Source organism: Sphingobium indicum B90A, assembly GCF_000264945.2.
Lineage (GTDB): Bacteria > Pseudomonadota > Alphaproteobacteria > Sphingomonadales > Sphingomonadaceae > Sphingobium > Sphingobium indicum.
Genome location: NZ_CP013072.1, coordinates 72,276 through 98,769, shown reverse-complemented (window position 1 = coordinate 98,769; position 26,494 = coordinate 72,276). Strand labels below are relative to the sequence as shown.

The 26,494-nt window shown below is 68.1% G+C and carries 21 protein-coding genes; 9 read left to right on the top strand and 12 right to left on the bottom strand.

What is annotated here, in order from left to right:
* Positions 1–29 precede the first annotated feature (29 nt).
* Both SIDU_RS18735 and SIDU_RS18730 read left to right on the top strand, forming a co-directional pair.
* Positions 30–1,172: an FIST N-terminal domain-containing protein gene (locus SIDU_RS18735; RefSeq protein WP_007684512.1), complete on the top strand. Its 1,143-nt coding sequence runs from the start codon at positions 30–32 to the stop codon at positions 1,170–1,172.
* The gene (locus tag SIDU_RS18730; RefSeq protein ID WP_073507215.1) at positions 1,169–3,376 is read left to right on the top strand and encodes a hybrid sensor histidine kinase/response regulator; all 2,208 of its coding nucleotides are present in this window, start codon (positions 1,169–1,171) and stop codon (positions 3,374–3,376) included. The genes SIDU_RS18735 and SIDU_RS18730 overlap by 4 nt, the downstream gene beginning before the upstream one ends.
* Positions 3,377–3,389: 13 nt before the next feature.
* Here SIDU_RS18730 and SIDU_RS19735 read toward each other — a convergent pair whose 3' ends face one another.
* From SIDU_RS19735 to pedF, 8 genes are all read right to left on the bottom strand, one after another.
* Complete coding sequence (locus SIDU_RS19735) at positions 3,390–3,545, bottom strand: hypothetical protein (RefSeq protein WP_007684514.1); 156 nt, start codon at positions 3,543–3,545, stop codon at positions 3,390–3,392.
* A 134-nt stretch (positions 3,546–3,679) separates the two neighbouring features.
* A complete protein-coding gene (gene katG, locus SIDU_RS18725; RefSeq protein WP_007684515.1) occupies positions 3,680–5,902 on the bottom strand; it encodes a catalase/peroxidase HPI in 2,223 nt (740 codons plus the stop codon).
* A gap of 200 nt (positions 5,903–6,102) precedes the next feature.
* On the bottom strand, positions 6,103–6,567 hold the full coding sequence (locus tag SIDU_RS18720) for an aminoacyl-tRNA deacylase (protein WP_007684517.1): 465 nt from the start codon (positions 6,565–6,567) through the stop codon (positions 6,103–6,105).
* 175 nt (positions 6,568–6,742) lie between these two features.
* Positions 6,743–7,288, bottom strand: a complete 546-nt coding sequence (locus SIDU_RS18715; protein ID WP_007684519.1) for a GNAT family N-acetyltransferase — start codon at positions 7,286–7,288, stop codon at positions 6,743–6,745.
* Positions 7,289–7,407: 119 nt separating this feature from the next.
* Positions 7,408–8,184: a response regulator gene (locus SIDU_RS18710; protein ID WP_007684520.1), complete on the bottom strand. Its 777-nt coding sequence runs from the start codon at positions 8,182–8,184 to the stop codon at positions 7,408–7,410.
* Positions 8,185–8,197: 13 nt separating this feature from the next.
* Positions 8,198–9,940: a methanol/ethanol family PQQ-dependent dehydrogenase gene (locus SIDU_RS18705; protein ID WP_021222905.1), complete on the bottom strand. Its 1,743-nt coding sequence runs from the start codon at positions 9,938–9,940 to the stop codon at positions 8,198–8,200.
* 128 nt (positions 9,941–10,068) lie between these two features.
* Positions 10,069–10,923, bottom strand: coding sequence for a substrate-binding periplasmic protein (locus SIDU_RS18700; RefSeq protein ID WP_037509225.1), 855 nt, complete (start codon positions 10,921–10,923; stop codon positions 10,069–10,071).
* 4 nt (positions 10,924–10,927) lie between these two features.
* Complete coding sequence (pedF, locus tag SIDU_RS18695) at positions 10,928–11,353, bottom strand: cytochrome c-550 PedF (protein ID WP_007684526.1); 426 nt, start codon at positions 11,351–11,353, stop codon at positions 10,928–10,930.
* Positions 11,354–11,520: 167 nt separating this feature from the next.
* Between pedF and SIDU_RS18690 the strand changes: the two genes are divergently transcribed.
* The 3 genes from SIDU_RS18690 (at position 11,521) to SIDU_RS18680 (ending at position 16,655) form a co-directional block, all read left to right on the top strand.
* Positions 11,521–12,465 (top strand): PQQ-dependent catabolism-associated beta-propeller protein, encoded by a 945-nt coding sequence (locus tag SIDU_RS18690; RefSeq protein WP_218847726.1) that lies wholly within the window; start codon positions 11,521–11,523, stop codon positions 12,463–12,465.
* A gap of 370 nt (positions 12,466–12,835) precedes the next feature.
* Positions 12,836–14,227 carry a porin gene (locus SIDU_RS18685; protein ID WP_020821247.1) on the top strand — a complete coding sequence of 464 codons (1,392 nt, stop codon included), beginning with the start codon at positions 12,836–12,838 and terminating at the stop codon, positions 14,225–14,227.
* A 121-nt stretch (positions 14,228–14,348) separates the two neighbouring features.
* Positions 14,349–16,655 (top strand): TonB-dependent receptor, encoded by a 2,307-nt coding sequence (locus SIDU_RS18680; protein WP_007684533.1) that lies wholly within the window; start codon positions 14,349–14,351, stop codon positions 16,653–16,655.
* Between the two features lie 39 nt (positions 16,656–16,694).
* Here SIDU_RS18680 and SIDU_RS18675 read toward each other — a convergent pair whose 3' ends face one another.
* Together SIDU_RS18675 and SIDU_RS18670 are read right to left on the bottom strand one after the other, a co-directional pair.
* Positions 16,695–17,642 (bottom strand): quinoprotein relay system zinc metallohydrolase 1, encoded by a 948-nt coding sequence (locus tag SIDU_RS18675; protein ID WP_073507214.1) that lies wholly within the window; start codon positions 17,640–17,642, stop codon positions 16,695–16,697.
* The gene (locus SIDU_RS18670) at positions 17,639–18,412 is read right to left on the bottom strand and encodes a quinoprotein dehydrogenase-associated SoxYZ-like carrier (RefSeq protein WP_007684536.1); all 774 of its coding nucleotides are present in this window, start codon (positions 18,410–18,412) and stop codon (positions 17,639–17,641) included. The genes SIDU_RS18675 and SIDU_RS18670 overlap by 4 nt, the downstream gene beginning before the upstream one ends.
* Before the next feature lie 105 nt (positions 18,413–18,517).
* Here SIDU_RS18670 and SIDU_RS18665 point away from each other — a divergent pair, with 105 nt between their 5' ends.
* From SIDU_RS18665 to SIDU_RS18650, 4 genes are all read left to right on the top strand, one after another.
* On the top strand, positions 18,518–19,063 hold the full coding sequence (locus SIDU_RS18665) for a rhodanese-like domain-containing protein (RefSeq protein WP_025772812.1): 546 nt from the start codon (positions 18,518–18,520) through the stop codon (positions 19,061–19,063).
* A gap of 305 nt (positions 19,064–19,368) precedes the next feature.
* Positions 19,369–19,842, top strand: a complete 474-nt coding sequence (locus tag SIDU_RS18660; protein WP_380764594.1) for a pseudoazurin — start codon at positions 19,369–19,371, stop codon at positions 19,840–19,842.
* Between the two features lie 9 nt (positions 19,843–19,851).
* A complete protein-coding gene (acs, locus tag SIDU_RS18655) occupies positions 19,852–21,804 on the top strand; it encodes an acetate--CoA ligase (protein WP_007684541.1) in 1,953 nt (650 codons plus the stop codon).
* A gap of 197 nt (positions 21,805–22,001) precedes the next feature.
* Positions 22,002–23,711: an ATP-binding protein gene (locus SIDU_RS18650; RefSeq protein ID WP_007684542.1), complete on the top strand. Its 1,710-nt coding sequence runs from the start codon at positions 22,002–22,004 to the stop codon at positions 23,709–23,711.
* A gap of 192 nt (positions 23,712–23,903) precedes the next feature.
* Here SIDU_RS18650 and SIDU_RS18645 read toward each other — a convergent pair whose 3' ends face one another.
* Together SIDU_RS18645 and SIDU_RS18640 are read right to left on the bottom strand one after the other, a co-directional pair.
* Entirely contained in the window at positions 23,904–24,515 is a 612-nt protein-coding gene (locus tag SIDU_RS18645) for a hypothetical protein (protein ID WP_007684543.1), read from the bottom strand.
* Positions 24,516–24,688: 173 nt separating this feature from the next.
* Positions 24,689–26,491: a fatty acyl-AMP ligase gene (locus SIDU_RS18640; protein WP_007684544.1), complete on the bottom strand. Its 1,803-nt coding sequence runs from the start codon at positions 26,489–26,491 to the stop codon at positions 24,689–24,691.
* Positions 26,492–26,494 lie beyond the last annotated feature (3 nt).

Sequence of the window (26,494 nt, the reverse complement as noted above, 5' to 3'; positions counted from 1 at the left end):
GAACAGGGAGAAAATGCGGGGAGAGGAACATGACCATGCTGGCGTCGCAGATCGCCTTTGCGTCCAGCCATGCGGGCGATCCGGCCAAGGCCATGGCCGAAGTGGCCGGGCAGTTGGGGGAGGAGCCGCTGGCCGGGATGCTGCTGTTCTGTTCGCACCGTTTCGACCGGGAGGCGCTGGCGCGGGCGGTCAACCCCAGGACGGAGGGGGTGGTGGCGATCGGCTGCACCAGTTCAGGCGAGCTGACCGAAAACGGCTATGACGAGGACAGCTTGAGCGTCGTCGGCTTTCCCGCCTCGGCCTTCCACATGACCTCGCTCTGCTTCGACGACATAGAGAATTTCGATCCCGCCGCGGCGCGGCAGGCGGTGCGCGGGCTGGCGGCGCGGGCGGAGCGGGAAAGCCGCCATCTGGGCGATAAGGTCAATCATGTCGCGCTGTTCCTGGTCGACGGGCTGTCGCACCGGGAGGAATTGCTGACCATGACGATCCAGGACGGGCTGGGCGACATCGCGCTGATCGGCGGATCGTCGGGCGACGGCATGGCCTTTCGCGAGACGGCGGTCTTCCATGGCGGGCGCTTCCATGCCCATGCGGCGGTGGTGGCGATCCTGTCCACGCCGCGCCCGCTGCATGTGTTCAAGGCGCAGCATTACCGGCCCAGCGAGGCGAAGATGGTGGTGACCGGCGCCATCCCGAACGACCGCATCGTGACCGAGATCAATGCGGAGCCCGCCGCGCAGGAATATCTGCGGCTGGCGGGCCATGCGGGCGAGGCGCTGGGCGTCGCCTTCTATGCCGCGCATCCGCTGATGGTGCGGGCGGGGGGCGATTATCATGTGCGGTCGATCCAGAGCGCGAACCCGGACGGCAGCCTCACCTTCTACTGCGCCATCGACGAGGGGATCGTGATGACCGTGGGCGAGCCGGTGGACCGGATTGCGCGGATGGACGCGCTGTTCGCGGACATCGCGGCGGAGGTGGGGCCGGTGGACCGGATCATCGCCTTCGATTGCGTATTGAACCGCATCGATGCCGAGCAGCGGCAGATCACGCGCGCCGTGTCGGAACTGTACGGGCGGCATCGGGTGATCGGCTTCAACACCTATGGCGAGCAATATCATGCGCTGCACGTCAACCAGACCTTCAGCGGGCTTGCCATCGGGCGATGAAGGACGCGCTTCCCTCTTCCGCCGAGATTGAGGCGTTGCGGGAGGAGAACCGCAAGCTGCGCAAGATCAACGCGGCGCTGATCGACCGGGTCGAACGGTCGAGCGACATGGCGGGCAACGCCTTTTCGATGTTCGAGACCGCCATCTCGCTGGAAGCCATGGTGCGGGAGCGGACCGCGCAGTTGGAGGATGCGCTGGCGAAGCTGGCGGAGGCCAATGCCGACCTCGCCTCTGCCCATGGCCGCGCCGACGCGGCGCGGATGCGGCTGCGCGACGCGATCGATTCGATCAACGAAGGCTTCGTGCTGTTCGACGCGGAGGACCGGCTGGTCCTCTATAACGAGGCCTATCTGGGTTTCTGGCCGGAGATCGCGGACCATATCCGCGAGGGCATGAGCTTCGACGAGATCGCCAGGCTGGCGGCCGCCCACCATCGCCCGGTGGGGCAGGACCGATGGGTGTCGGACCGCCTCGCCCGCCACAGCGTGGCGGAGGGCGGGCATGTGCAGGCGCTGTCCGACGGGCGATGGGTGCAGATCAACGAACTGCGCACCAGCGAGGGCGGCATCGTCGGCATCTATACCGACATCACCGAGGCGAAGGCGGAGGATGCGCGAGACCGGGCGCGGGAACTGGCCGAGCGCAACATCGTGTTGCAGGCGACGCTGGACAACCTGTCCGAAGGCGTCTGCCTGTTCGATGCGGAAGGGCGGCTGGCGGCGTGGAACGAGGCGCTGCAACGGCTGCTGGAACTGCCGGAGGACTGGGCGCAGGAGGGGGGAACCCATGCCGCGCTGCTGGACTGGTGCCGGGGCAGGCTGGGCATGGACGACAGAGGCTGCCTGGATCGGGGCGGGGCGCGCCATCGCAGCGAGCTGGTCCATGCCGGGGGGCGCAGTTTCGAGATCCGCAGCAACGCCATGGAGCGCGGCGGGCAAGTGATCGGCTTCACCGACGTCACCGACATGCTGCGCGCGCAGGCGGCGCTGCGCGAAACGGCGGAAACGCTGGAGCGGCGGGTGGCGGAACGCACGTCGGAACTGGAGGCCGAAGTGGCCGAGCGGCGGGAGATCGAGGCGCAGTTGATGGACGCCAAGACGGCGGCGGAAAAGGCGAACCTGTCCAAGACCAGCTTCCTCGCCGCCGCCAGCCACGATCTGTTGCAGCCGTTGAACGCGGCGCGGCTGTTCGTCGCGGCGCTGGGCGACCGGCGGCTGGCGCTGCCGACTCGGGCGCTGGTCAACCAGACCTCTACCGCGCTGGATTCGGTGGAGGACCTGCTGGAGGCGCTGCTGGAGATCAGCCGGCTGGACGCGGGGGCGATCCAGCCGGAGATCAGCGATTTCCGCATCGACCGGCTGCTCGACACGCTGAGGACGGAATTCGCGCCGATGGCGCGATCGGCGGGGCTGGCGCTGACGGTGGAGACGGCTCCGGTCTGGGTGCGGTCCGACATCCGGTTGCTGCGGCGGATATTGCAGAATTTCCTGTCCAACGCGCTGCGCTACACCCAGCGCGGGTCGGTGCGCGTCGCCTGCGTGGCGGAAGGGGAGGGGATCAGGCTGAGCGTCGCGGACAGCGGCCCCGGCATCCCGCCCGACAAGCAGCAACTGATCTTCGAGGAGTTTCGCCGTCTCGACACGCGGGGGGGCAGGGGGGCGGGCGGCAAGGGGCTGGGCCTGGCCATCGTCCGCCGGGCGAGCGACATGCTGCGCCACGAAGTGACGCTGGAATCCGCGCCGGGGCAGGGCGCGACCTTCTCCATCCGCGTGCCGCGGGGCGAAGCGGTGGTGGAGGAAGGGGAGGGCGGCAGCGCGCCGCGCAGCGACCGTTCGATGCGCGGGCTGAAGGTGCTGGTGGTCGACAATGAACGCGCGATCCAGACCGGCATGTCGACATTGCTGGGCGGCTGGGGCTGCGCGGTGGCGACCGCCGCGGGATTCGAGGAGGCGGTGGCGGCCTTCGCCGATGGCGAGGCGCCCGACGTCATACTGGTCGACTATCATCTGGACGACGGCGAGACGGGGGATGCGGTGATCGAACGGCTGCATGGCCATTTCGGGCGGGCGGTGCCCTCCGTGATGATCTCCGCCGACCGGGGCGAGGCGTTGAAGGCGCGGATGGACGGCTGGGGCATTGCGCTGCTGGGCAAGCCGGTCAAGCCCGCGCAGTTGCGGGCGTTGCTGCGGACGATGCTGAAATAGGCGGGGGAGGGGATCAGGAAGGGCGCAGATGCCGCCTTTCCATTTCGTCCAGCACCGCCTGTTCGAACCCGGTCGGATGCTTGGGATCGCCGATCCTGCGGAGGATGGCGAGGAGCTGCTCGTCCGTCAGCTTGGCAGCATCGGCGGCGTCCTTCAGATAATCGTGCACGGCGAGTCTCCGCATCGGTGCGGGAGCCAATGTCGCATGAAAGCCGGGCAAGCTCAATTGAGCGGAAAGACGTAGTTCAGGCGGCGATACGTGACAGGGAAAGGCCGCTCCCCGGAGGAGCGGCCTTGCCATCTTCAGGCCGCCAGGTCGAAGCGGTCGGCGTTCATCACCTTGGTCCAGGCGGCGACAAAGTCGTTCACGAACTTGTCGCCCGCGTCGGCGGAGGCATAGACCTCCGACAGGGCGCGCAGTTGCGCGTTCGACCCGAACACCAGGTCTACGCGCGTGCCGGTCCATTTCTGTTCATTGGACCTGCGGCAGGTGCCGGTGAAGATGTCCTTCTGACCCTCCACCTCCTTCCACGCCGTGCCCATGTCGAGCAGGTTGACGAAGAAGTCGTTGCTGAGCGTTCCGGGGCGGTCGGTGAACACGCCATGGCTCGACCCGCCATGATTGGCGCCCAATACGCGCAGGCCGCCGACCAGCACCGTCATTTCGGGGGCGCTGAGGGTAAGCAACTGGGCGCGGTCGATCAGCAGTTCCTCGACCGGCACGCTGAACGGCACGGGCAGATAGTTGCGGAAACCGTCGACCTTCGGCTCCAGCACCTCGAAATTCTGCACGTCCGTCTGTTCCTGCGAGGCGTCGGCGCGGCCGGGGGTGAAGGGCGCCTCTATGTTGCGCCCGCCATCCTTGGCCGCCTTTTCGATGGCCGCCGATCCGGCCAGCACGATGAGGTCGGCGAGCGAGATCTTCTTCGCGCCCGCGCTGTCGAATTCGGCCTTGATCTTCTCCAATGCCGACAGGACGCGGCCAAGCTGCTCCGGCTGGTTGACGTCCCAGTCCTTTTGCGGAGCGAGCCGGATGCGCCCGCCATTGGCGCCGCCGCGATGGTCCGACCCGCGATAGGTGGAGGCGGAGGCCCAGGCGGTCGTCACCAGTTCCGCGACGCTGAGGCCCGACGCCAATATCTTCTGCTTGAGCGAAGCGACGTCCGCCGCGTCGACCAGGGGATGGTCTACCGCCGGAATCGGATCCTGCCAGATCAGGTCTTCGGCCGGAACCTCAGGCCCCAGATAGCGCGCCTTCGGCCCCATGTCGCGGTGGCACAGCTTGAACCAGGCGCGGGCGAAGGCATCCTCGAACGCGGCGGGATCGTTGCGGAATCGTTCGGAGATCTTGCGATATTCCGGGTCCATCTTGAACGCCATGTCGGCGGTGGTCATCATCGTCGGCACGCGCCTGTCGGGGCTGTGCGCGCCGGGGGCCATGTCCTCCGGCTTCTGGTTGACGGGCTGCCACTGCTTGGCGCCCGCCGGGCTTCGCACCAGCTCATATTCATAGTCGAGCAGCATGTGGAAGAAGCTGTGGTCCCAGGTGCGGGGCGTCGGCGTCCAAGGGCCTTCGATGCCGCTGGTGATGGTGTGGTCGCCCACGCCGCTTTCATAGCCGCTCTGCCAGCCCAGGCCCTGCTGCGCGATGTCGGCGCCTTCGGGTTCCTTGCCGACCTTCGACGCGTCGCCCGCGCCATGCGCCTTGCCGAATGTGTGGCCGCCCGCGGTGAGCGCGACCGTCTCCTCATCGTTCATGCCCATGCGCAGGAAGGTCTCGCGAATGTCCCGCGCCGATTGCAGCGGATCGGGATTGCCGCCCGGCCCCTCCGGATTGACGTAGATCAGGCCCATCTGGATCGCGGCCAGCGGGCTTTCGAGGACCATGTTCTTTTCGGGCTGGATGCGGGTTTCATTGCCCTCCTGGCCGACCCAGAATTCCTCCGTGCCCCAATAGACGTCCTTTTCCGGCTCGAACACGTCGGCGCGGCCGCCGCCGAAGCCAAAGACCGGGCCGCCCATCGACTCGATGGCGACATTGCCCGCCAGGATCATCAGGTCCGCCCAGCTCAGCTTCTGGCCATATTTCTGCTTGATCGGCCAGAGCAGGCGGCGCGCCTTGTCGAGATTGGCATTGTCCGGCCAGCTGTTGAGCGGCGCGAAACGCTGCGATCCGGAGGAAGCGCCGCCGCGCCCGTCGCCGGTGCGATAGGTGCCCGCCGAATGCCAGGCCATGCGGATGAAGAAGGGGCCGTAATGACCGTAATCCGCCGGCCACCAGGGCTGGCTGTCGGTCATCAGCGCGGTCAGATCGCGCTTCACCGCCTGATAATCCAGCGTCTTGAATGCCGCCGCATAATCGAAATCGTCGCCCAGCGGATTGCCCGACAGGCCGTTCTGCTGAAGGATGTCGAGCGAAAGCTGGTTCGGCCACCAGTCGCGATTGGTGCGCCCCAGCAGGGATCGCAGCGCGGCGGGTTCCTTCACGGGACAGGACAGCGGATCATTGCTCGTCTTTGCGTCCATTGCACGATTCCTTTCAGCTTCTCCGGGGACCGGGATTCTAGGCCATGCCCCGCCAGGGGGGAACTGCGAAGGCCATGTTATTTTTCCGATGACAGTGTTGAATTTATTGCATGAGAGGGGACCGCGCCGGCGGCGTTCGCTCTCCGCCCGGAGGACGCAAGCTCGCTGCGCTCGCGCCTGCGGAAGGGGAATATCATCGCCTAGATGCTGAACGCGAAATGGCCGGCGCCCTTTTGCAGCCGCCGCCAATTCTCCGCATTCATGTGCACCAGCGTGTGGTGGTCGCCGCCCTCGAACCAGACATCCTGATCCATCAGCATGTCGTCGTCGATGATCGTCTTCAGCCCATAGGCCGCGCCCACCGGCGGGATCGCGCCCAGTTCGCAGTCGGGGAACAGCGCGGCTGTCGTATGTTCCTCCGCCAGCGAGACGTCGCGGGCCAGCCATTGCTGCAGGAAGTTGAAGCTCACATGCTTGGAGGAGGGAAGGACGGCCAGCATATATTCGTCGCCCGCCTGCACCAGCACGGCCTTCGCCACCTGACGGCCAGGGACATGCGCCGCCTGGGCCGCCCGCGCCATTTCGCTGGAATGTTCGTGCGGCCATTCGTCGAAGCGCGTGCCGCAACGGTCCATATAGCCGCGCAATCTCTGGGAAATCGCCATGACATCCTCCATCGCCCTGTGCCCGAAGGCATGGTCAGGCGGGCGTCGTGCGCGGTGCCGGAAGGGGTTGCCGGCACAAGGGCGGGCGGCGGGTCTGGCCATGCCGTCAGTGGGTCAGGAATAGCAGATTTGCGGCCGATAGCCAATCGCCCCTGCTGCCCATTGCCGGCTGCGGTCAGGGCCGGCCGGCGTCGGGCGCGGTGGCATTGCCGCCGCCCAGCGCGATCTGCATGTAGACGGTGTCGAGCCAGCGGCCCGCCTTCCAGCCCATGCCGGTGAGCCGGCCCGCCTGCCGGAAGCCGCAGGCGGCGTGGAGCGCGACCGAGGCGGGTTCGCCGCCGCCGATCACCGCCACCATCTGGCGGAAGCCGAAGGCCTCCGCCGCGTCCAGCAGCGCTTCCAGCAGCGCCCGGCCGATGCCGCCGCCGCGCCGGTCGTGCGCGACGTAGATGCTGTTTTCGCAGGCATGGGCATAAGCGGGCCGGTCGCGGAACTGCGTCGCATAGCAATAGCCGACCACCTCCGCGCCGTCGCACGCCACCAGGAAGGGCCAGCCCCGGCCGGTCACGCGCCCGATCTTGGCCACGGTCTCCGCGACGGTCGGCGGCACGAGTTCGTAGCTGGCCGTGCCGTGCAGGACGTGGTGCGCGTAGATGGCGGCGATGGCGGCCGCGTCCCCGGCCGTCGCGTTCCGGACCGTGACAGATGACGATGTGCTCATGCAGCCTCCATCAGCAGCAGGTGCCTTCACCAACGAGGGAGCCGCAAGATTCCTTACCTGTCATGCAGCAAATTCCAAGCGAGTCCATCGATCGCCGGGCCGCGCTGCGAAGGAGAGGCTCAATCGGCGCGGAAATGCACCTGATTGGCCTTGATCACCGCCTGGGTGCGGCTGAGCACGCCCAGCTTCTGGAGGATGGCGGAGACATGCGCCTTGATGGTGGTCATCGACACGCCCAGATCATGCGCGATCTGCTTGTTCAGCCGCCCGCGCACCAGATGCGCCAGCACCGTCTTCTGCTGCGGCGTCAGGCTGTCGATGCGGCGGGCGATCTCATCCTCCTCCGCCGTCGGGGCGACGCTCTCGCCCATGGCTTCGGGCAGGTAGATTTCGCCCGACACCACGCGATGGAGCGCATCGACGATGGCGCTGCGCTTCAGCGACTTGGGAATGAAGCCCGCGGCGCCGGCGGCAAGAGCCTCCTGCACGATGGCGCGGTCGAAGGCGCCCGACACCATCACCACGGGCAGGATCGGGAAACGATCCCGCAGCAGTTTGAGGCCATCGAGGCGGCGGACGTCGGGAATGTTGAGGTCGAGGAGGATGAGGTCGAAATTATCCTGCTTCTCCAGCAGCGAGACGGCCTCGTCGAGCGTCGCCGCCTCGAATATCTCGATATTGTCGAAGCTGATCGCGATCACGCTGCGCAGCCCGTCGCGCACGAGGGGATGATCGTCGACGATCAGCACCCGCTCCATGATTGCCTCGCCACCCATATACCGCCCCACCCCTCGACCCGGATCATCGGACAAGTCATGGGCCGTGGCAAGCCGCATCGCGCCGGGCGGAATTGCCGGGATGGAGTGCATGTGGTTGCCGCGTCCCATGACGATCATCGTTCTTGTCCTCTTATCCGGGCAGCTTGAACACCCAGAGCGCGCCGCCCTGGTTGATGTCCTTGAAGCTCTTGGCGACTTCGCCGCCCCACAGCGGCACCGCGCCGCCCCAGCCGGACATCACCGCCACATATTGCTCGCCATCCTGTTCCCAGGTGACGGGGCTGCCCACCACGCCGGAGCCGGTCTGGAACTTCCACAATTCCTGGCCGGTCTTCGCGTCGAAGGCCTTGAGATACCCCTCCGGCGTGCCGGTGAAGACCAGGTTGCCCGCCGTCGAGAGCACGCCGCCCCAGAGCGGCGCCTTGTTCTTATATTCCCAGACGATCTTGCCGGTCTTCGGGTCCATGGCGCGCAGCGCGCCGATATGATCCTCCGCAATGGGCTTGATGGTGAAGCCCGCGCCCAGATAGGCCGCCCCCTTCTTGTAGGCGATCGGCTCGTTCCAGATGTCCATGCCCCAGTCGTTGGACGGAATGTAGAAAAGGCCGGTGTCCTGGCTGTAGGCCATGGGCATCCAGTTCTTTCCGCCCAGGAAGCTGGGGCTGGCGAAGACGGACGATCCCTTGGCCGTCTCGCCCGGCGCGCCGGGGCGGTTGGCGTCGTTGTAATTGGGCCGGCCGTTCTTGTCGAAGCCGTTGGCCCAGGTCGTCTGCATGACGAACTTGCTGGCGCTGATGAACTTGCCGTTGGTGCGGTCCAGCACGAAGAAATAGCCGTTGCGGTCGGCCTTCGCGCCCAGCTTCATCGGCTTGCCGTTGACGGTGGCGTCGAAGGGGATGAATTCGTTGACGCCGTCGAAGTCCCAGCCGTCATGCGGGGTCGTCTGGTAATGCCATTTGATGACGCCGGTGTCGGGATCGATGGCGAGGGTCGAACTGGTGTAGAGATTGTCGCCCTTGCGCAAATGGCTGTTCCAGGGCGCGGGGTTGCCGGTGCCGAAGAACAGCAGGTCGGTTTCCGGGTCATAGGTGCCGCCCAGCCAGGTCGCGCCGCCGCCGGTCTTCCACAGGTCGCCGGTCCAGCTTGCGTTGGTCTTGCCGGTGAGGCCGTTGTCCTTGCCGTTGAGGGTGCCCATGTGCCCCTCGATCGTCGGGCGGCGCCAGACCAGCTCGCCGGTGTTGACGTCGCGCGCTTCCACCGCGCCGACGATGCCGAATTCGCCGCCCGAATTGCCGTAGATCACCTTGCCCTTCACCACCATCGGCGCGGCGGTGGCCGAATAGCCGGCCTGGTAATCCGCGATCTGCTTGTTCCAGATGACCTTGCCGGTGTGGCGATTGAGCGCGACCATGTGCGCGTCCAGCGTGGCGAAGATGATCTTGTCGCCATGGATGGCCGCGCCGCGGTTCACCACGTCGCAGCAGGGCATGATCCCTTCGGGCAGGCGGGCGTCATATTGCCACTTTTCCTCCCCGGTGCGGGCGTCGAAGGCGAACAGGCGCGAATAGCTGCCGGTGACGTAGATGGTGCCGTCATAGACGATGGGCTGCGCTTCCTGCCCGCGCTGCTTTTCCCCGCCGAGCGAGGAGGAGAAGGCGGGAACCAGCTTCGCGACGTTGGAGGCGTTGATCGCCTTCAACGGGCTGAAGCGCTGCGCCTTGGGGCCCATGCCGTATGTCAGGACGTCGCCGGGCGTCGCCGCGTCGTTCATCAGGTCCGCATCGGTCGGCCCTTCGGCCAGCAACGGCGCGGCGGCGACCGCCAGGCCCAGGATCGCGGCGCCGGACAGGGCTCGCGTCAAACGTCCTTTCATTCCATCCTCCCTCTGTTGAAAGGGCGTGATTGGCGCCCCCACCCTTTGAAGATTATTGCACCCATGCTGCGCAGCAATTGGACCTTGGGTCGGGCGCGTCCCTCCCTCCCCGGCGGGAGGGGGAATGGTCATCCGGCCGCGAGGGCAGGGGTCCACTCGACGCCATAGGTTGCGAACAGCGCCTTCATCTCGCCGCTTGCGGCCATGGCGGAGACGATCTCCTCCACCGCATCGCCCAATGTGCGGCTGTTTTCCCTGACCGCCATGCCGATGTCCCAGCCGGGCGAGGTGAAGGCGGGCAAAGGCCCCTTGCGCACCGTCAGCGACCCGCCCCGGTGCAGCCCTTCCTCGATCTGGGCGCGGCTGGCGAGCACGGCGTCCGCCTTGCCCGCCGCCACGGCCGCGACGGCTTCGGCGCCGCTGGGATAATGCGCCACGTCCTTCGCCAATATGCCGCCGAAGGAGCCGATCAGGTAGAAGTCGGGAATGGAGTCGAGTTCGGCCGCCAGCCTGTGCCCGCGCCATCCGGTGGGCGGCGCCTCCAGGTCGATGGCGTTGCGCATGCCGGCAAAGCGGAAGCTCTCGCGATAATAGGGGGCGACGATCGCCACCTGGTCGTTGCGGGCGGCGAAGGTCCGGTCGAAGGGGACGTGCAGCATCAGGTCGCCCGGCGCGAAGCCCAGCAGGCCGCCCTTCCACACGCCATGGCGCAGGTCGTCGTCCACGCTTTCGTCCGCGACAAGCTGTGCGACGTCGGCGCGCACGCCCAGCTTCCGGGCGATGGCGCCGGCCAGGTCGACGTCCAGCCCGGCGAGCTTGCCGCCTTCCTCCCAGGACCAGGGGCGGTTGTCCTTGTAGACCACCACCCGCAGCACGCCCAGTTCCCTGACCTTGCCCAGCGGGGCCGCCTGGGTCGTCCCCGGCAGCAGCCCCAGCGCCAGTGCCGCGCCCGCGCCGCCCAGCAGGCTTCGCCGGTCGATCATGCCCTCAGCCCTGGAACTTGGTTTCTAGCCAGGCGCGGATCGCCCAGCCGGCCTTCTGGCCCAGCACGTCGCCGAAGGGCGGCATATAGACCTTTCCGTCATGGCTGGAGCCGTGGCGGAAGCGCTCCACGAACCACTGGTCGCCCGATTCGCCCTGTTCCAGATAGCGCAGGTCGGGCGCGATGCCGCCGCTTTCCGCGTCCAGCCCGTGGCAGCGGGCGCAATTCTGGCCATAGGCGGACTGGCCGATCTCTATGGCCTTGGCATTGCCGCTATAGGGGTTCTTCGCCAGCCATTCCTCGCCGATGTCCGGCAGGGCGGAGGTGTCGACCGCCTGCGGCGTCACATTGCCGTGCGCCATCAGGCCGGTTGCCGTGGTCGCGCCCAATATGGCCATGGCGCCCAGCAGCGAGATGCGTCCCAGATTCATGCTCGAAATCCTCACCCGATATGATTGGGGCGAGTGTAGGGCAGCGGGCTTTGACGCCCTATTGGCCGTTGGTACAATCCCGGTCGAGGGGCGCGCGCTATAATCATGCGCAGGAACAGGCTGCGGGTTGGGAGAGGATTGTGAAGCGCATCTTTCTGGCGGGGTTGATGCTGGCTCCCGCGATCGCCCAGGCGGCGAGCGCGCAGGCGGAGACGCTCTATGTCTCCAACGAGCGGGGCAACAGCGTCAGCGTGATCGATGCGGCCAGCGCGAAGGTGGTGGCGACCTGGGCCGTGGGCGGCCGTCCTCGCGGGATCACCGTGTCGAAGGACGGGAAATATATCTATCTCTGCGCGTCGACCGACCATGCCGTGCAGGTGATCGAGCGCGCCACGGGAAAGGTCGTGGCGGAACTGCCGTCCGGCGAGGATCCGGAGCAGTTCTTCCTCTCGCGCGATGGCGGGACGCTGTTCGTCGCCAATGAGGACGATGCCGCGCTGACCGCCATCGACCTTGCGAACCGGACCGTCGCCTTTCAGGTCGGCGTCGGCGGCGAGCCTGAAGGCGTGGCGCAAAGTCCCGACGGCCGGTGGGTGGCGGTGACTTCGGAGGAGGAGAATGTCGTCAACTGGGTGGACGTGGCGAAGCGGGAGATGGTCGACGCGACGCCCGTGGACCTGCGCCCGCGGCATGTGGAGTTCACCGGCGACGGCGCGCAGCTGTGGGTCGCGGCGGAGGTGGGCGGGACGGTGCAGATCGTCGACGCGGCCTCCCGCAAGGTGGTGGAGACGCTGCATTTCGCCATTCCGGGCGTGGCGGACCATCGCATATTGCCCTGCGGCATCCGCTTCACGCCCGACGGCAGGACGGCGGTGGTGGCGCTGGGGCGCGCGGACCATGTCGCGCTGGTGGACGTGGCGAGCCGCAAGGTGCGCGCCTATGTGCCGGTGGGCAGGCGGGTATGGCATGTCGCCGTCAGCGGCGACGGGGCGCGGGCCTATGCGGCCAATGGCCTTTCGGACAATGTGAGCGTGATCGATCTGGCCAAGGGCGAGGTCACGGGAACGATCCCGGTGGGCGCGGCGCCGTGGGGGATCGTGGCGGTTCGGTGAGAGGCGACGGCGCCGGGATGCGGGGATAGATTCGGAAGGGTCTGGAACTGGCTGGCCAGTTGCGGTCATCAGTTTTCCGTCACCCCGGGCTTGACCCGGGGTCCCGCTTTCTTTCTGAGTGCCCGCCTGGAAAAGGCAGCGGGACCCCGGATCAAGTCCGGGGTGACGAATAGGGGGAGCGGTGACGAATAGGGGGAATGGCCGCTCCCTACCCAGAGCGGTCCGTGCCGTCCGGTCGATCATGGGTCGGGCCGACGCTCCCCCTCCTCCTTCCAAGGGAGGAGGCCCTAAGTCCAATTTCCGCTGCGGCCCAAGCGTTTCACTCTCTCTTCTGCCGGGGGCATTGACCGGCACAAAGAGGGAGGATGTTATGAAAAGGACGCTGCTCCTCGCGAGCGCGGCCATGGGGCTGCTTTGCGCGACTGCCACGCCGGCCATGGCCGGGACCACCGCCGACCTGCTGAAGCGGCTGCATGAAAAGGGTATCCTCTCCGACGAGGAATATCAGGAACTGCTGAAGAATGAGAGCGCGGAGGCGGCCGCCGCGCCGGCCGCGCCGCCGGTGACGCCGGACGCGTCGGGCGGCGGGCGGACCGTCCGCATGACCGACAGCGGCGTCGGCTTCGAAATGGGCGACATCACGCTCAAATTCTCCGGATCGGTCAACGGCTTCTACGTCCATGACGATGGCGAGGCGCCCAGCGCCACCAACAGCGTGGTCGGCGGCGTGGCGACGGTGGGCGGCAACAGTTCCGCCATCCGCAACGGCCTGCTGCCCGGATTCCTGAAGGTGGAGGTGATGACCAACCAGGGCGGATGGGATGTGGGCGCGCATTTCGGCATGTATCCCGGCATCAATTCGGTCAACTATGCGGCGGGCGGCGGCGCGAACAGCCCCGGCAATCCGCGCGGGCTGCAGACGGCGGGCATCGATTTCCGCCAGACCTACCTGACCTTCGGCCGGCCCGGTTTCGGCGAGGTGAAGATCGGCCGCGACATCGGCCTGTTCGCCTCCGAGCAGATATTGAACGACATCACCCTGCTGTCGTCGGGCACGCCGGCAGGCAATGTCGCGCCGTCCAACACCACGCTGGGGCGGATCGGCGTCGGCTATATCTACACCGATTTCCAGCCGCAGATCACCTATACCACGCCCAGCTTCAGCGGCTTCACGGCCAGCATCGGCATTTTCGAGCCGCTGTCGTCGCTGACCGGACCGGCGGAGTCGAACAAGGAGCCGGGCTTCCAGGGCAAGCTGGTCTATGACGGCAAGCTGGGCGGCGTGGCCACCCGCCTGTGGGCGGCGGGCATCCGGCAGAAGCATGACGTGATCGCCGGGCCGGACTATACCGGCTGGGGCTGGGACGCGGGCGCGAAGGTGACGGTGGGTCCGCTGACGCTGGTCGGCACCTATTATGACGCGTCGGGCCTCGGCACGACGGCGCTCAACCTGTTCGACACCGATGGCCTGGGCAACAAGCGCGACAGCCATGGATTCTATCTGCAGGGGTTGGCGAGCTTCGGGAAATTCTCTGTCGGGGGCAGCTATGGCGAGAGCAATCTCGACTACGCCAATGCCGCCGACGCGCTGGCGAACCCGACGCTGGTGGACAAGAATTCCAGTTGGGTCGGGCAGGTCCGCTATGGCCTGACGAGCTGGGTCACGCTGCTCGGCGAATATGTCCACACCAAGTCGGAAGCGCATAACGGCAACCAGGCGAGTTCCGACGCCATTGCGGCGGGGGCCATCCTGTTCTTCTGATCCCGACCGAAGGAACAATGTCACGGGGCGGGGCCGCATCCTAACAGGGGTGCGGCCCCATTTTTTTTCATGGCTGGACAATGGCCTGGCCGTCGAGGAACAAAGAAGAAGAGGCGCAGGGATGAGGAAGGGCATGTGGCTGGCCGGCACGGCGTTGGCGATTCTGGCGGGGCAGGCATCCGTCCAGAGCGCATGGGCGGACAATGCCGACGCCGTCGAGGCGGAGCGGCAGCCGATCGTCGTCACCGCGCCCGGCGGCGCGATCGACGCGGACGATGCGCTGCGCCTGACCGGCGCGGACATCGGCCGCGCGGGGACGCCCGACCTGCTGGGCGCGCTCACCCGGTCCATCGCCGGCGTCACCCTGCAGGACGCGCAGGGCAATCCGTGGCAGCCCAATCTGGTCTATCGCGGCTTCACCGCCTCGCCGCTTCAGGGGCAGGCGCAGGGGCTGGCGGTCTATCTCGACGGGGCGCGCTTCAACCAGCCCTTTGGCGACACGGTCGCCTTCGACCTGTTGCCGGAGGCGGCGATCCGCAGCGTCACCCTGTTCGACAGCAGCGCCGTCTATGGCCTGAACGCGCTGGGCGGGGCGATGGTGATCGACACCAAGACCGGGACCAGTGATCCGGGGTTGGAGGCAAGCCTGACCGGCGGCCGCTTCGGTTCGCGGGAGGCGAGCGTGGCGAGCGGCTTCCGGAAGGGTGATTTCAGCGCCTTCGGCGCGTTCCAGTACGGCCATGAGGATGGCTGGCGCGACCATTCGCCCTCCACGCTCTACAATGGCTATGCCGATCTGGGTTTCGACACGGCGACGGGCGGGCTGCATCTGAAGTGGATCGGCGCCGACACGGACCTGACCGGCAATGGCGTCGCGCCGGTCGAACTGCTGGCGGCGGACCGGCGCGCGGTCTTCACCTGGCCGGACAATGCCAGGGCGCGCTATGGCCGGGTCAGCCTGCATCCCTGGGTCGCGCTGGGGGAGGGGACGCGGATCGAGGGCACGCTCTATGCCCAGCAGTTGAAGCTGCGCACGGTGAACGGCGACGCCGCCGACATAGAGGGGTGCGAGGACGGGCTGCTCTGCCTGGAGACCGTCGAGGGGGCGGACGAGGCGTTGCTGACCGATGCCGACGGCCGCGCGATCGCCGATGTGTTGGGCGGCGAGGGCTATGGCGTGCTGAACCGGGGGCGGCTCGACAGCCGGGCGATGGGCGCGCTGGTCCAGATCATCGACGAGCGGCCGTTAATGGGCGGGCGCAATCACCTTGCCGTCGGCTTGAGCCATGACACGAGCCGCAGCCTTTTCGGCGCGGCGACCGAACTGGGCGCGCTGACGGAGGATCGCGGCGTGGAGGGGCTGGGGCTGGCCATCGTCCAGGCGGACGGCGCGATCGGGCCGGTGGGCCTGGTCGCCCATGCCAGCTATTGGGGGCTGTTCGCGCAGGACCGGCTGCCGCTGACCGACCGGCTGTCGGCGGAGATCGGGCTGCGCTACAATCATGTCTCCATCGCGATGCGCGACCGGATCGGCACGGCGCTGAACGGCGATCATCGGTTCAGGCGGCTGAACCCCGGCCTGGAGTTCGACTATCGGCTGTCGCAGGGGCTGAACCTGCGGGTCGGCTATGCGCAGAGCAATCGCGCCCCGACGCCCGCCGAACTGTCCTGCGCCGACGAAAATGCGCCGTGCAGCCTCGCCAATTTCTTCATCGCCGATCCGCCGTTGAAGCAGGTCGTCGCCAAAAGCTGGGAAGCGGGCGCGGGCGGGCAGGGCCGATGGGGCGGGTTCCGGCTGGAATGGCTGTTGTCCGCCTATCGCACGCGCAACCGCGACGACATTCAGTTTGTCGCGTCCGACATCCGGGGGCGCGCCTGGTTCCGCAATATCGGCGCGACCCGGCGGCAGGGCGTGGAATTCACCCTGAAGGCGATGCGCGGCGGCCTTTCCGGGGCGTTCAGCTATGCCTTCACCGATGCGACCTACCGGCACGATCTGGCGCTTTCCAGCCCCGCCAATCCGGCGGCGGACGAGGACGGCGTGATCCTTGTCCAGCCGGGGGACCGGCTGCCCGGCATTCCGCGCCACAGCGCGACGCTGTCGCTGGACTATGCCGGGCGCGGCTGGTCGGTCGGCGGCGACCTGATAGCGCGGACGGGGCAATATCTGGTGGGCGACGAGGGCAATGACCAGCCGCGGCTGAAGGGCTATGCGCTGGTCAACCTGCGCGCCGGGATCGACATCGTGCCGGGGGTGACGCTGTTCGGGGAGTTGCGCAACGCGCTGGACCGCAGATATGCGACCTTCGGCACGTTCACCGACGTCGGGGAGGTGGAGATGGCGCAGGCGCCGGACGCGTCCGATCCCCGCGCCTATGGACCGGGCGCGCCGCGCCGCTGGTATGCGGGGGTGAAGGCGCGGTTCTAGGAGGGATCGACATTCAGCCCTGACGGCCTGCAAATGGTGCTAGTCGGGGCGGTCGATGCGGGGCAGAAGCCGCGCCTCCAGCCCCGGATAGAGGTGCGAGACGCTGCGCTGCAGTTCATAACGCGCCGCCGCCATGGTCGCGAAGCGCGGCGGGATCGGCAGTTCGCCCGCCTCCACCATGTCGAGGCCCGATTGCACCGCCTGCGTCAGCGCATCCTCCAGCCAGTCGATCCAGTCGCGGGTCTGGGCGATGGCGGCCCGGCCGCCCGGATCGAACGGGCCGTGACCGGGGACCAGGCCGCCATGCGGTTCCCGCGCCAGCCGGTCGAGACTGGCGCGCCAGCCGGGGAGGTCGGCGGTCGGGGTGCTGGGGGCGCGGTCGTGGAAGACGAGGTCGCCGCCGATCAGCAGGCCGCTGCGTTCGTCCAGCAGCGCCAGGTCCGCGCCGCTATGGCCCGAAAGCGCCAGCAGCCGCAGCCCGCGCCCGCCGAACTCCTCCCGTCCGGCGGTGATCGGCCGGCCCGGCAGGACCAGTTCGGTGCCGCGCATCCAGTCGTTCAGCAGCCGGTACATGGCGTCGGAATAGCCGCGCCCCTCGCGGGCCAGAGCCTCTATCGTGCCGGGCAGGGCCGCGACGATCCGGGGATCGAAGGCTGCAATGCCCATGCCGTGATCGGGATGCAGATGGGTGACATAGACGCGGATCACCGGCTGGCCGGTCAGTCCCTCCGCCACCTTGCGCAGCGCCTGTCCATAGGCGAGCGATGGGCCGCAGTCGCACAGCACTGTTCCAGCGGGCGTGGCGATGACGGCGATATTGGCGATGGCGCCGCCATTGGCCGGCCCCATGGGCGCGTCCGCGCCGTGGATCATCCAGATGCCGTCCGCGACCGCGATGGGGGCAATCGCATAGCTGCCCCGCGCCTGCGCGGGCGTGACGGCCAGCGCCATGCTCCCCGCGATCAGCCTGCGCCGGGTCAGCATCATCGCGGCAGGGGCGACTGGCGCGCGACGGACAGCGTCGCGCGATAATCGCGTCCATTGGTGTCGCGGGCATCGACGGCCAGCACGTCGCCCGCCGCCGCGTGGGGAATCAGGGTGATGGCCGGATCTTCCGCGACCGAGGCCCAGATTTCCATCCGGCCCAGTTCGCGACCGGCGGCGTCGCTGACGGTCAGTCGCTCCAGATGATAGGTGGGAATGGCGTCGACCAGTCCGGTGTCCATCGGGTGGCGGAAATTGAGGCGCAGGCGGCTGGCGGGAACCGGCCCCGCGACGGGCCAGGCCTCGCCCCTGATTTCCCCCAGATGCTGCGCCCAGTCGCCCTTGACGCGGCTGACCGGGGGCGTCGAGCAGCCGCCGCCCGCCGCGTCGATCCAGCCGCCCGACACCAGCCATTCGCCGCTCGCCAACTGCACCGCGCCGCGCACCGGGGTGCGCTGGTCCAGCTTGATGCGGGTGGCGAGATAGGCTTCGCCGTCCGTCGGGCGATAGTCGATGGCGATGGGAATGGGATTGAGGTCCGCCAGCAGGACGATGCGCCGGACGCCGGCGATGGCGCGGGCGTCGATGGCGACGGGGAAGCTGCGCTGGTTCTCCGCGATCTCAGGGAAGCCGACCTTCACCCGCGGATCGAAGCGGACCGGATCGTCGCCGAACAGCAGCTTCGCATGGGCTTCCCACATCGGCGAACCCAGCGGGTCGGCGGGCACGGATGCGCCCGCCCGCGCCGCCAGCGCGAGCAGGGCCAGGGTCATGGCTGCGCAGCTTCGCCTTTTCACGTCCTTCTCCCTTGGTGCAGGTCTACAGCCGGGCGCGATGCGCTACCATTGGCCCTTGGGTCGGATGGGGAGGGAGGCGGAATGAGAAGGACGATCTGGGCCGGAGCCTTGCTGCTTTGCGCGGCGCCCGTGGCGGCGGAGCCATTGTTCGGGCCTGACGGCTATCGGATCGCCGCCTATCGCGCGCCCGTTTCCCGTCCGCCCGACGGGGTCGGGCGGATCGCGCCGTCCGCCGCGGCGGCCCTGCGGCCGGGCCGGGATGCGCTGTTCCTGGACGTCCTGCCGGCCGAGGGCGGGCATCGGGAGGGCGACGGGCGCTGGCGGCTGGCGGCGCCGCATGAGAGCATTCCGGGCGCGCGCTGGTTCCCCGAAGCGGGGCGGGGCGTGCTTGCGCCGGGGATCGCGGCCTGGTTCGCAGGCGCCGTGCACCGGCTGACCCGCGGACGGCGGGATCGGATGCTGGTCGTCTTCTGCCGATCCGATTGCTGGATGAGCTGGAACGCGGCGCGGCGGCTGCGCGCCTTGGGGCATCGCAATGTCTGGTGGCTGGCGGAGGGGACGGACGGCTGGCGCGACCTGGGGCGGCCGCTGGTCCAGGTGATGCCGGAGGGGGGCGTGGCGCCTTAGGGGGCGTGCGGACGAATTCGAAATGCCGGGAATGGTCGATCCTAGACATTCCCCTGCCGCAGGCGGGAGGGGCCAGGGGTGGGCGCGACCCCGGACTTGATCCGGGGGAGCTTCCGGCTTAGCCGATGGGAATAGCCCTTTATGTCGCGCTAGCCCACCCCCTAACCCCCTCCCGCTTGCGGGAGGGGGGATGACGGCGAACCCACCAAATCACCCAGTCGGGCGAGTCCTGCATTTGCCCACGCATCCTAGGACCAATGGCCCATTGCGGGCGTCCGCCGCGCTGCGTCATCTCTCGCCCAAGCATGTTTGCATGGGAGAGAGCCTTGACCGAGATTCGCATCACCCTGGGCGGCCTTGCCGCCGCCGCGCTCCTGACGCTGGCGCCGCTTTCGGCGCAGGCCAGGGAGATCATCGTCCACATGAAGAACCAGGGCGCGGAGGGCGCCATGGTGTTCGAGCCGTCCTTCGTGAAGGCGGCGGTGGGCGACACCATCCGTTTCCAGCCGACCCATCCCAGCCATAATGCCGAAACCATGGCGACCATGCTGCCGGCCGGCGCGACCCCGATGAAGGGCGCGATGAACAAGGAGGCGGTGCTGACCGTCACCAAGCCCGGCCTCTACGGCATCAAGTGCATGCCGCATTATTCAATGGGCATGGTCGCGCTGGTGCAGGTGGGCAAGGTCGCCCCGGCGGACCTCGCCGCCGCCAGGGCGGTGAAGCTGCCGCCCTTTGCCGCCAAGCGGATGACCGCCGCGCTCGCCAAGGTGAAGTGAGATCCGCCGATGCTGACCACGGCCCCCCATGTCTATCCCGTGCCGCCGGCCTGGTCGGCGGAGGCGAAGGTCGATGCCGCCGCCTATGCCGCGGGCTATCGCCGATCGCTGGATGACGCCGACGCCTATTGGCTGGAGCAGGCGAAGCGGCTCGACTGGCTGCGCGAACCCACGCGCGCCGACGAGAGCAGCTTTGCCGAAGGGGATTTCGGCATAAGCTGGTTCAGCGACGGCATGCTGAACGCGTCGGCCAATTGCATCGACCGGCATCTGGCCGAGCGCGGGGACCAGGCGGCGATCGTCTGGGAACCGGACGACCCGGAGGAACCGGCGCGGCGCTTCACCTATCGGCAGTTGCATGAAGAGGTGTGCCGCTTCGCCAATGTGCTGAAGCGCGCTGGCGTGGGGCGCGGGGACCGGGTGACGCTCTACCTGCCGATGATCCCCGAAGCCGCCTTCGCCATGCTCGCCTGCGCCCGCCTCGGGGCGATCCATTCGGTGGTGTTCGGCGGCTTTTCGCCTGAGGCGCTGGCGGGACGGATCACCGATTGCGACAGCCGCATCGTCATCACCGCCGATGAGGGGCGGCGCGGCGGCAGGACCGTGCCGCTGAAGCGCAATGTCGATGCGGCGGCGGCGCTGGCGCCGGTCCTGAAGCGCGTGATCGTCGTCCGGGCGACGGGCGGGGACGTCGCGATGGACCCTGCGCGGGACGCCTATTATGACGAACTGGCCGCTGAGGTCTCCGCCGACTGCCCGGCGGAGGCGATGAATGCCGAAGACCCGCTGTTCCTGCTCTACACCTCCGGATCGACGGGCAAGCCCAAGGGCGTGCTGCATTCGACCGGCGGCTATCTGCTCTGGGCGGCGATGACCTTCGACCTTGCCTTCGACCATCGGCCGGGCGAGGTCTTCTGGTCCTCCGCCGATGTCGGCTGGGTGACGGGCCACAGCTATATCGTCTATGGGCCGCTGGCCAATGGCGGCACCACGCTGATGTTCGAGGGGGTGCCGAACTGGCCGACGCCCAGCCGCATCTGGGAAGTGGTCGACCGGCATCGGGTGACGACGCTCTACACCGCGCCGACGGCGCTGCGTTCGCTGATGAAGGAGGGGGACGATCATGTCACCCGCACCAGCCGCGCCTCGCTGCGGCTGATGGGCACGGTGGGGGAGCCGATCAATCCCGAAGCCTGGCGCTGGTATCATGAGGTGGTGGGCGAGGGGCGCTGCCCGATCGTCGACACCTGGTGGCAGACGGAGACGGGCGGGCACATGATCACGCCGCTGCCGGGCGCGACGGACCTGAAGCCGGGCGCGGCGACCAAGCCCTTTTTCGGGGTGGAGCCGTTGCTGGTCGACGGCAACGGCCTCGCCGTGGAGGGCGAAGGCGAGGGCAATCTCTGCATCGCGAGAAGCTGGCCGGGGCAGGCGCGGACGGTGTGGGGCGATCATGAGCGCTTCTTCCAGACCTATTTCACGACCTATCCGGGGTTGTACTTCACCGGCGACGGCTGCCGGCGCGACGCGGACGGGGACTATTGGATCACCGGCCGCGTCGACGACGTCATCAACGTGTCGGGCCACCGCATGGGCACGGCGGAGGTCGAAAGCGCGCTGGTTCTGCACGAGGCGGTGGCCGAGGCGGCGGTGGTCGGCTTCCCGCACGACATCAAGGGGCAGGGCATCTACGCCTATGTGACGCTGAACAGCGGCGAGGAAGCGAGCGACGAACTACGCCAGGCGCTGGTCAAATGGGTGCGCGGCGAAATCGGGCCGATCGCGACGCCCGACGTCATCCAGTTCGCGCCGGGCCTGCCCAAGACCCGCTCCGGCAAGATCATGCGCCGCATCCTGCGCAAGATCGCGGAGGGCGAGGTGTCGGCACAGGCGCTGGGGGACATATCGACCCTGGCCGAGCCGGCCATCGTCGAGGAACTGATAAGGGGCAGGGCTGGATAAAGGAAGCAGGATATGGCGGGAGAGGAGGCCCGTCCTCCCCTTGCGCGGCGGGTTCAGAGACGGTTTGTGGCCGCTCGCGGAAAGGCAGGCCGCCAGGGCTGAATGTCGATACAGCCTAAGCCGTTGATCATAATCGCTTTGTGATAGACCCGGTCCAATGATAGAAAGCTGCGCGGTTCCGATGCAGAAGGTTGTCTATGGACAGGAAACTGGCAAGCGAACGGGGCGCCGAGCAGAAGGCGCTGGCGGCCCGGTGGAGCATAGCCACCGAAGCCATGGAAGCGCTAGCCGGCGCCCGGTCCCTGGAGGCGATCACCCATGTCCTGCGGGCCTTTGCGCGGCGGGCCGTGGGGGCGGACGGCATCGCGGTCGTCCTGCGCGACGAGGACCAGTGCCATTATATCGCGGAAGATTCGATGGAGCCGCTCTGGGCGGGGCAGCGCTTTCCCGCATCGAGCTGCGTGTCCGGCTGGGCGATGGAGAATAATCGCACGGCGGTGATCCCCGACGTGTTCGACGATGAACGCGTGCCGGTGGAGGCCTATCGCACCACATTCGTGCGGTCGATGGTGATGGTGCCGATCGGCGGCGTCGAACCCATTGCCGCGCTGGGCGCCTATTGGTCCGAATTCGCGCAGCCCACCGACAACGAGATCGCGCTGCTGGAGGCGCTGGCCCGCGCCGCGTCCACCGCGCTGGAAAACGGGCGGTTGTTCGCGTCGCTCGAAGCGCTGAACGAACAGCTCGAACGCCGCGTCCGGGAACGGACCGCGGAACTGGAACGGTCGCAGGACAGCCTGCGCCAGGTCCAGAAGCTGGACATGCTGGGCCAGTTGACCGGCCATGTCGCCCATGATTTCAACAATCTGCTGATGCCGATCGTCGGCGGGCTGGACCTGATCCTGTCGGGCAAGCGGACGCCGGAATCGATCGAGCGGCATGCGACCATCGCGATGCAGGCGGCGGAGAGCGCCCAGACGCTGGTGCAGCGGCTCCTGACCTTCGCCCGCCGGCAGCCGCTGACCGCAAAGGCGGTGGACCTGCCGGACCTGCTGGGCGGAATGGGCGCCTTGCTGGCCAGCACGCTGGGGCCGCGGATCGCGCTGTCGGTCGACCTCCAGCCGCTGCTGCCCCCGGTGCGGGCCGATGCCCATCAGTTGGAGGTGGCGCTGCTCAACCTGGCCGTCAACGGCCGCGACGCCATGCCCGACGGCGGCGCGCTCAGCATCCGGGCGGAGGCGCGGCAGAGCCGCCTTCCCTCCGTGCTGGCGCCGGGCCGCTATGTCTGCCTGACCGTCAGCGACACGGGCGCCGGCATGACCCCGGCGGTCAGGGCGGCGGCGATGGAACCCTTCTTCACGACCAAGCCGTCCGGCCATGGCACGGGGCTGGGCCTTTCCATGGTCCACGGCCTTGCCGCGCAGCTTGGCGGCACGGTGGAGATCGACAGCGTCGTGGGGCAGGGCACCAGCGTGCGGCTGTGGCTGCCGGTCGAGCGGGCGCCCGCCGAGAGGCCCGATCCCCCCGTCGTCGAGGAAGGGGCGAAGGCGCGTTCGGGCAGGGTGTTGCTGGTGGACGACAACGACCTCGTCCGGAACAGCACGCGGGAAATGCTGGTCGAAATGGGCTATGAGGTGGTCGACACCGACCGGGCGGAACGCGCGCTCGGCATGATCGAATCGGGCGATCGGCCCGACATATTGATCACCGACCATATCATGCCGGGCATGACGGGGGTGGAACTGGCGCTGCGCCTGAGGGCCGATCATCCGCAGATCGCGCTGCTGATCATATCGGGCTATGAGGGGGTGGACCTGATCGCGCCCGACATCACGCGCCTGTCAAAGCCGTTCCGGCAAAATCATTTGCAGGCCTGCATAGCCGCGGCGCGGGCGCAGGCGGCCTGATCCGGACGCTGTTTCCGGGGAGGGGGTCGCTTGCTTCTGCGCAGGCGGGGATCCAGTTTTTGAAGTTGCGCGGTCATGCAAGGGCGGGACTGGGCTCTCACCAGCCACGCGTCTCATTCGCGTGCCTGCGCAGGAGAACGTGGTGAGATGGGGGGACGATGTCTCCATCCTCATGAGCGGCGAGCCTTCGCCTCAGGAACCGAGCGCCTGGTTGGGATCGACCGTCCTGATGCCGCCGGGCGCTTCCCGGCCTTCGGGCGGGGCGGCGACGGCGGGTTCGGGCGGGGCGGCAGGCCCCAGGGAAACCTCCCTGTCGACATAGACCTCGAACAGCGTGCCGGCGGGCAGCTTGACGTCCTTTCCGCGCACGATGACCGCCAGCGGCAGGAAGACGATGCCCGCGCCGACCGCGCCCAGGGTGCCGGACTTGCCCTGGGAATTGCGCTGGCCGCGCACCGGCACGTCCATTCCCCCCGTCCTGACGGTGCTGACCTTGATGTCGAGCTTGCCGGAACGGCCGAGCAGGCCATTGTCCCTGACCCGGCTGACCTCCCCCACCGCGGGGCTGCCGGCGGGGATGAGCGTCACGCCGCCGATGGTCACGGGCCTGGCCACCGCCAGTTCGATCCTGTCGCCGACGCGGGCGGACTTGGAGGAGATGTCCTGGCGCGTCTCCAGTTGGATCGCCATGCCTTCGGGAAGGATCGTCGATTGGGCGAGGGCGGCGGGACCGGCGGCGGCCAGCATCAGGGGGATGGCGGCGATCCATGAGCCGCTCCGGCGGCTCGGCGACATGCCAGTCATCGGCTCATCCTCTTCGCTGCGGGCCGTGGCCGCCCGGTCCAGCGCAATTTACGCCTGCCGGGCCGGGGCTTCAAGGAATGAGTCCGCTTTTTCGCGCATGGACCTTCAGGCTGTATCGGCATTCAGCCCTGGCGGCCATCTTCGGCTCGCCATCTTCTGAATGTCGATACAGCCTAGCGGGCGGCGGACATCCCCTGCCCGGACGGCCCGAACGCCTGGGCGAGCGGCCCCGCCATGCCCAGGACGGTGAGTTCCCCGTCCATCAGCATCCTGCCCGCCTGCTTGCGTTGCACCTTGCCGCTGGTCGTCCGGGGGATGGCGCTGGCGGGCACCATCGCCAGATCGGTGATCGCCAGTTCCAGCCGTTCCATGGCCAGGGCGCGCAGCCGGGCGGCGATGTCCTGGAGCTTCTCTTCGGACAGGGACCGGGCCTCGTCCCGCTTCATCTCCGCGATCAGGACGATATGCTGCGTGTCGCCCACCTCGATCTCCACGGCGGCGGCGCTGGCCTGGCCGACCGTTCCGGACAGTTCCGACCAGATCTGCTCGACATCGCTGGGCGCATGGTTGCGGCCGCGCACGATGATCACGTCCTTGAGGCGGCTGACGATGTAAAATCCGTCCGCCGTGGAAAAGCCGAGGTCGCCGGTCCGCAGGAACGGGCCGCCTTCGTCCAGCCGGCCGAAGCTCGCCTGCGTCGCGGCGGGATTGTCGACATAGCCGGCGGTGATGTGCGGGCCGCGCAGCCAGATTTCGCCCACCGCGCCGTCGGGCAGCGGATCGCCGGTTTCGGGATCGACGATCCGCGCCTCTCCCCCCGCCATGGCCGGGCCGCAGCAGGCGAGGTCCAGCACGGCGTCGCCGCCGGCGCTTTCCTCCGCCCGTCCGGCGGCCAGGGCGCGGCTGTCATAGCTTTTGACGATGGGGTCGCTCCGCGGCGGAACCGCGATGGTCACGAGGGTGGATTCGGCCAGGCCATAGCAGGGCAGGAAGGCGCGCCTGTCGAAGCCCGCATCGGCGAAGCATTCGGCAAAGCGGTCGAGCGTGGCGGGCCGCACCCGCTCCGCCCCGTTGAACGCCACGCGCCAGCCCGACAGGTCCAGCTCGTCCGGCATGCCCCGCCGCGTGGCGTAGTCGACGCAGAGGTCGTAGCCGAAATTGGGGCCGCCGCTGGTATGCGCGCGATGGCGGGAGATGAGTTGCAGCCAGGACATCGGCCTGTTGATGAACGCGGCGGGCGAAGTGATCACGCAGGTCGAGCCCAGGAACAGGGGTTGCAGGATGTTACCGAACAGCCCCTGGTCGTGATAATGCGGCACCCAGCCGACGAAATGGGAATCGCGGTCGTGGCCGAAGGCGGCGCGGATCATCGTCTCATTGGCGATGATGTTGCCATGGCTGATCATCACCCCCTTCGGGTTCGAGGTGGTGCCGGAGGTGAACTGGAGCACGGCGAGCCGCTCGGGCGCGAGCGCCAGCGGCGAGAAGGCGTGCGATTCCGCCGCGAGCGCGGCAAATTCCAGATAGCGCACCGGGCCGGCGGACAGGGCGGCGGACAGTTCCTGCCCGAACAGGCCCGCCATGCCGTCGTCCAGCAGGATGCAGTCGGGCCGGATGTCGCCCAGCATGTTCAGGATGTTCTGAAGCCGCGCCTTGCGCCGACCGACCGGGGCGAGCGGAATGGCGACGCCGCCGACCGCGAGGCAGGCGAGCAGCGCGAGCGCGAAGTCGGTGCCCGCCGAGAAGAGGAGGGCGACCCTTGGACCGGCCTGCCCCTCGGCCGCCAATCCCCGTGCCGCCAACCCCCGCGCCTCCAGCGCGCCGGCAAGCTGCCTGACCCGCGCCGCCGCCTCCGCATAGGTCAGGCTGCTCTGCGGGCCGTCGCCCTGGTCGAATATCAGCGCCGGGCGATCCGGATCGCTGTTTCCATGGTCGAGGACGATGTCGACGATCGACCGGCTGAAGTCCATCTGCATCTT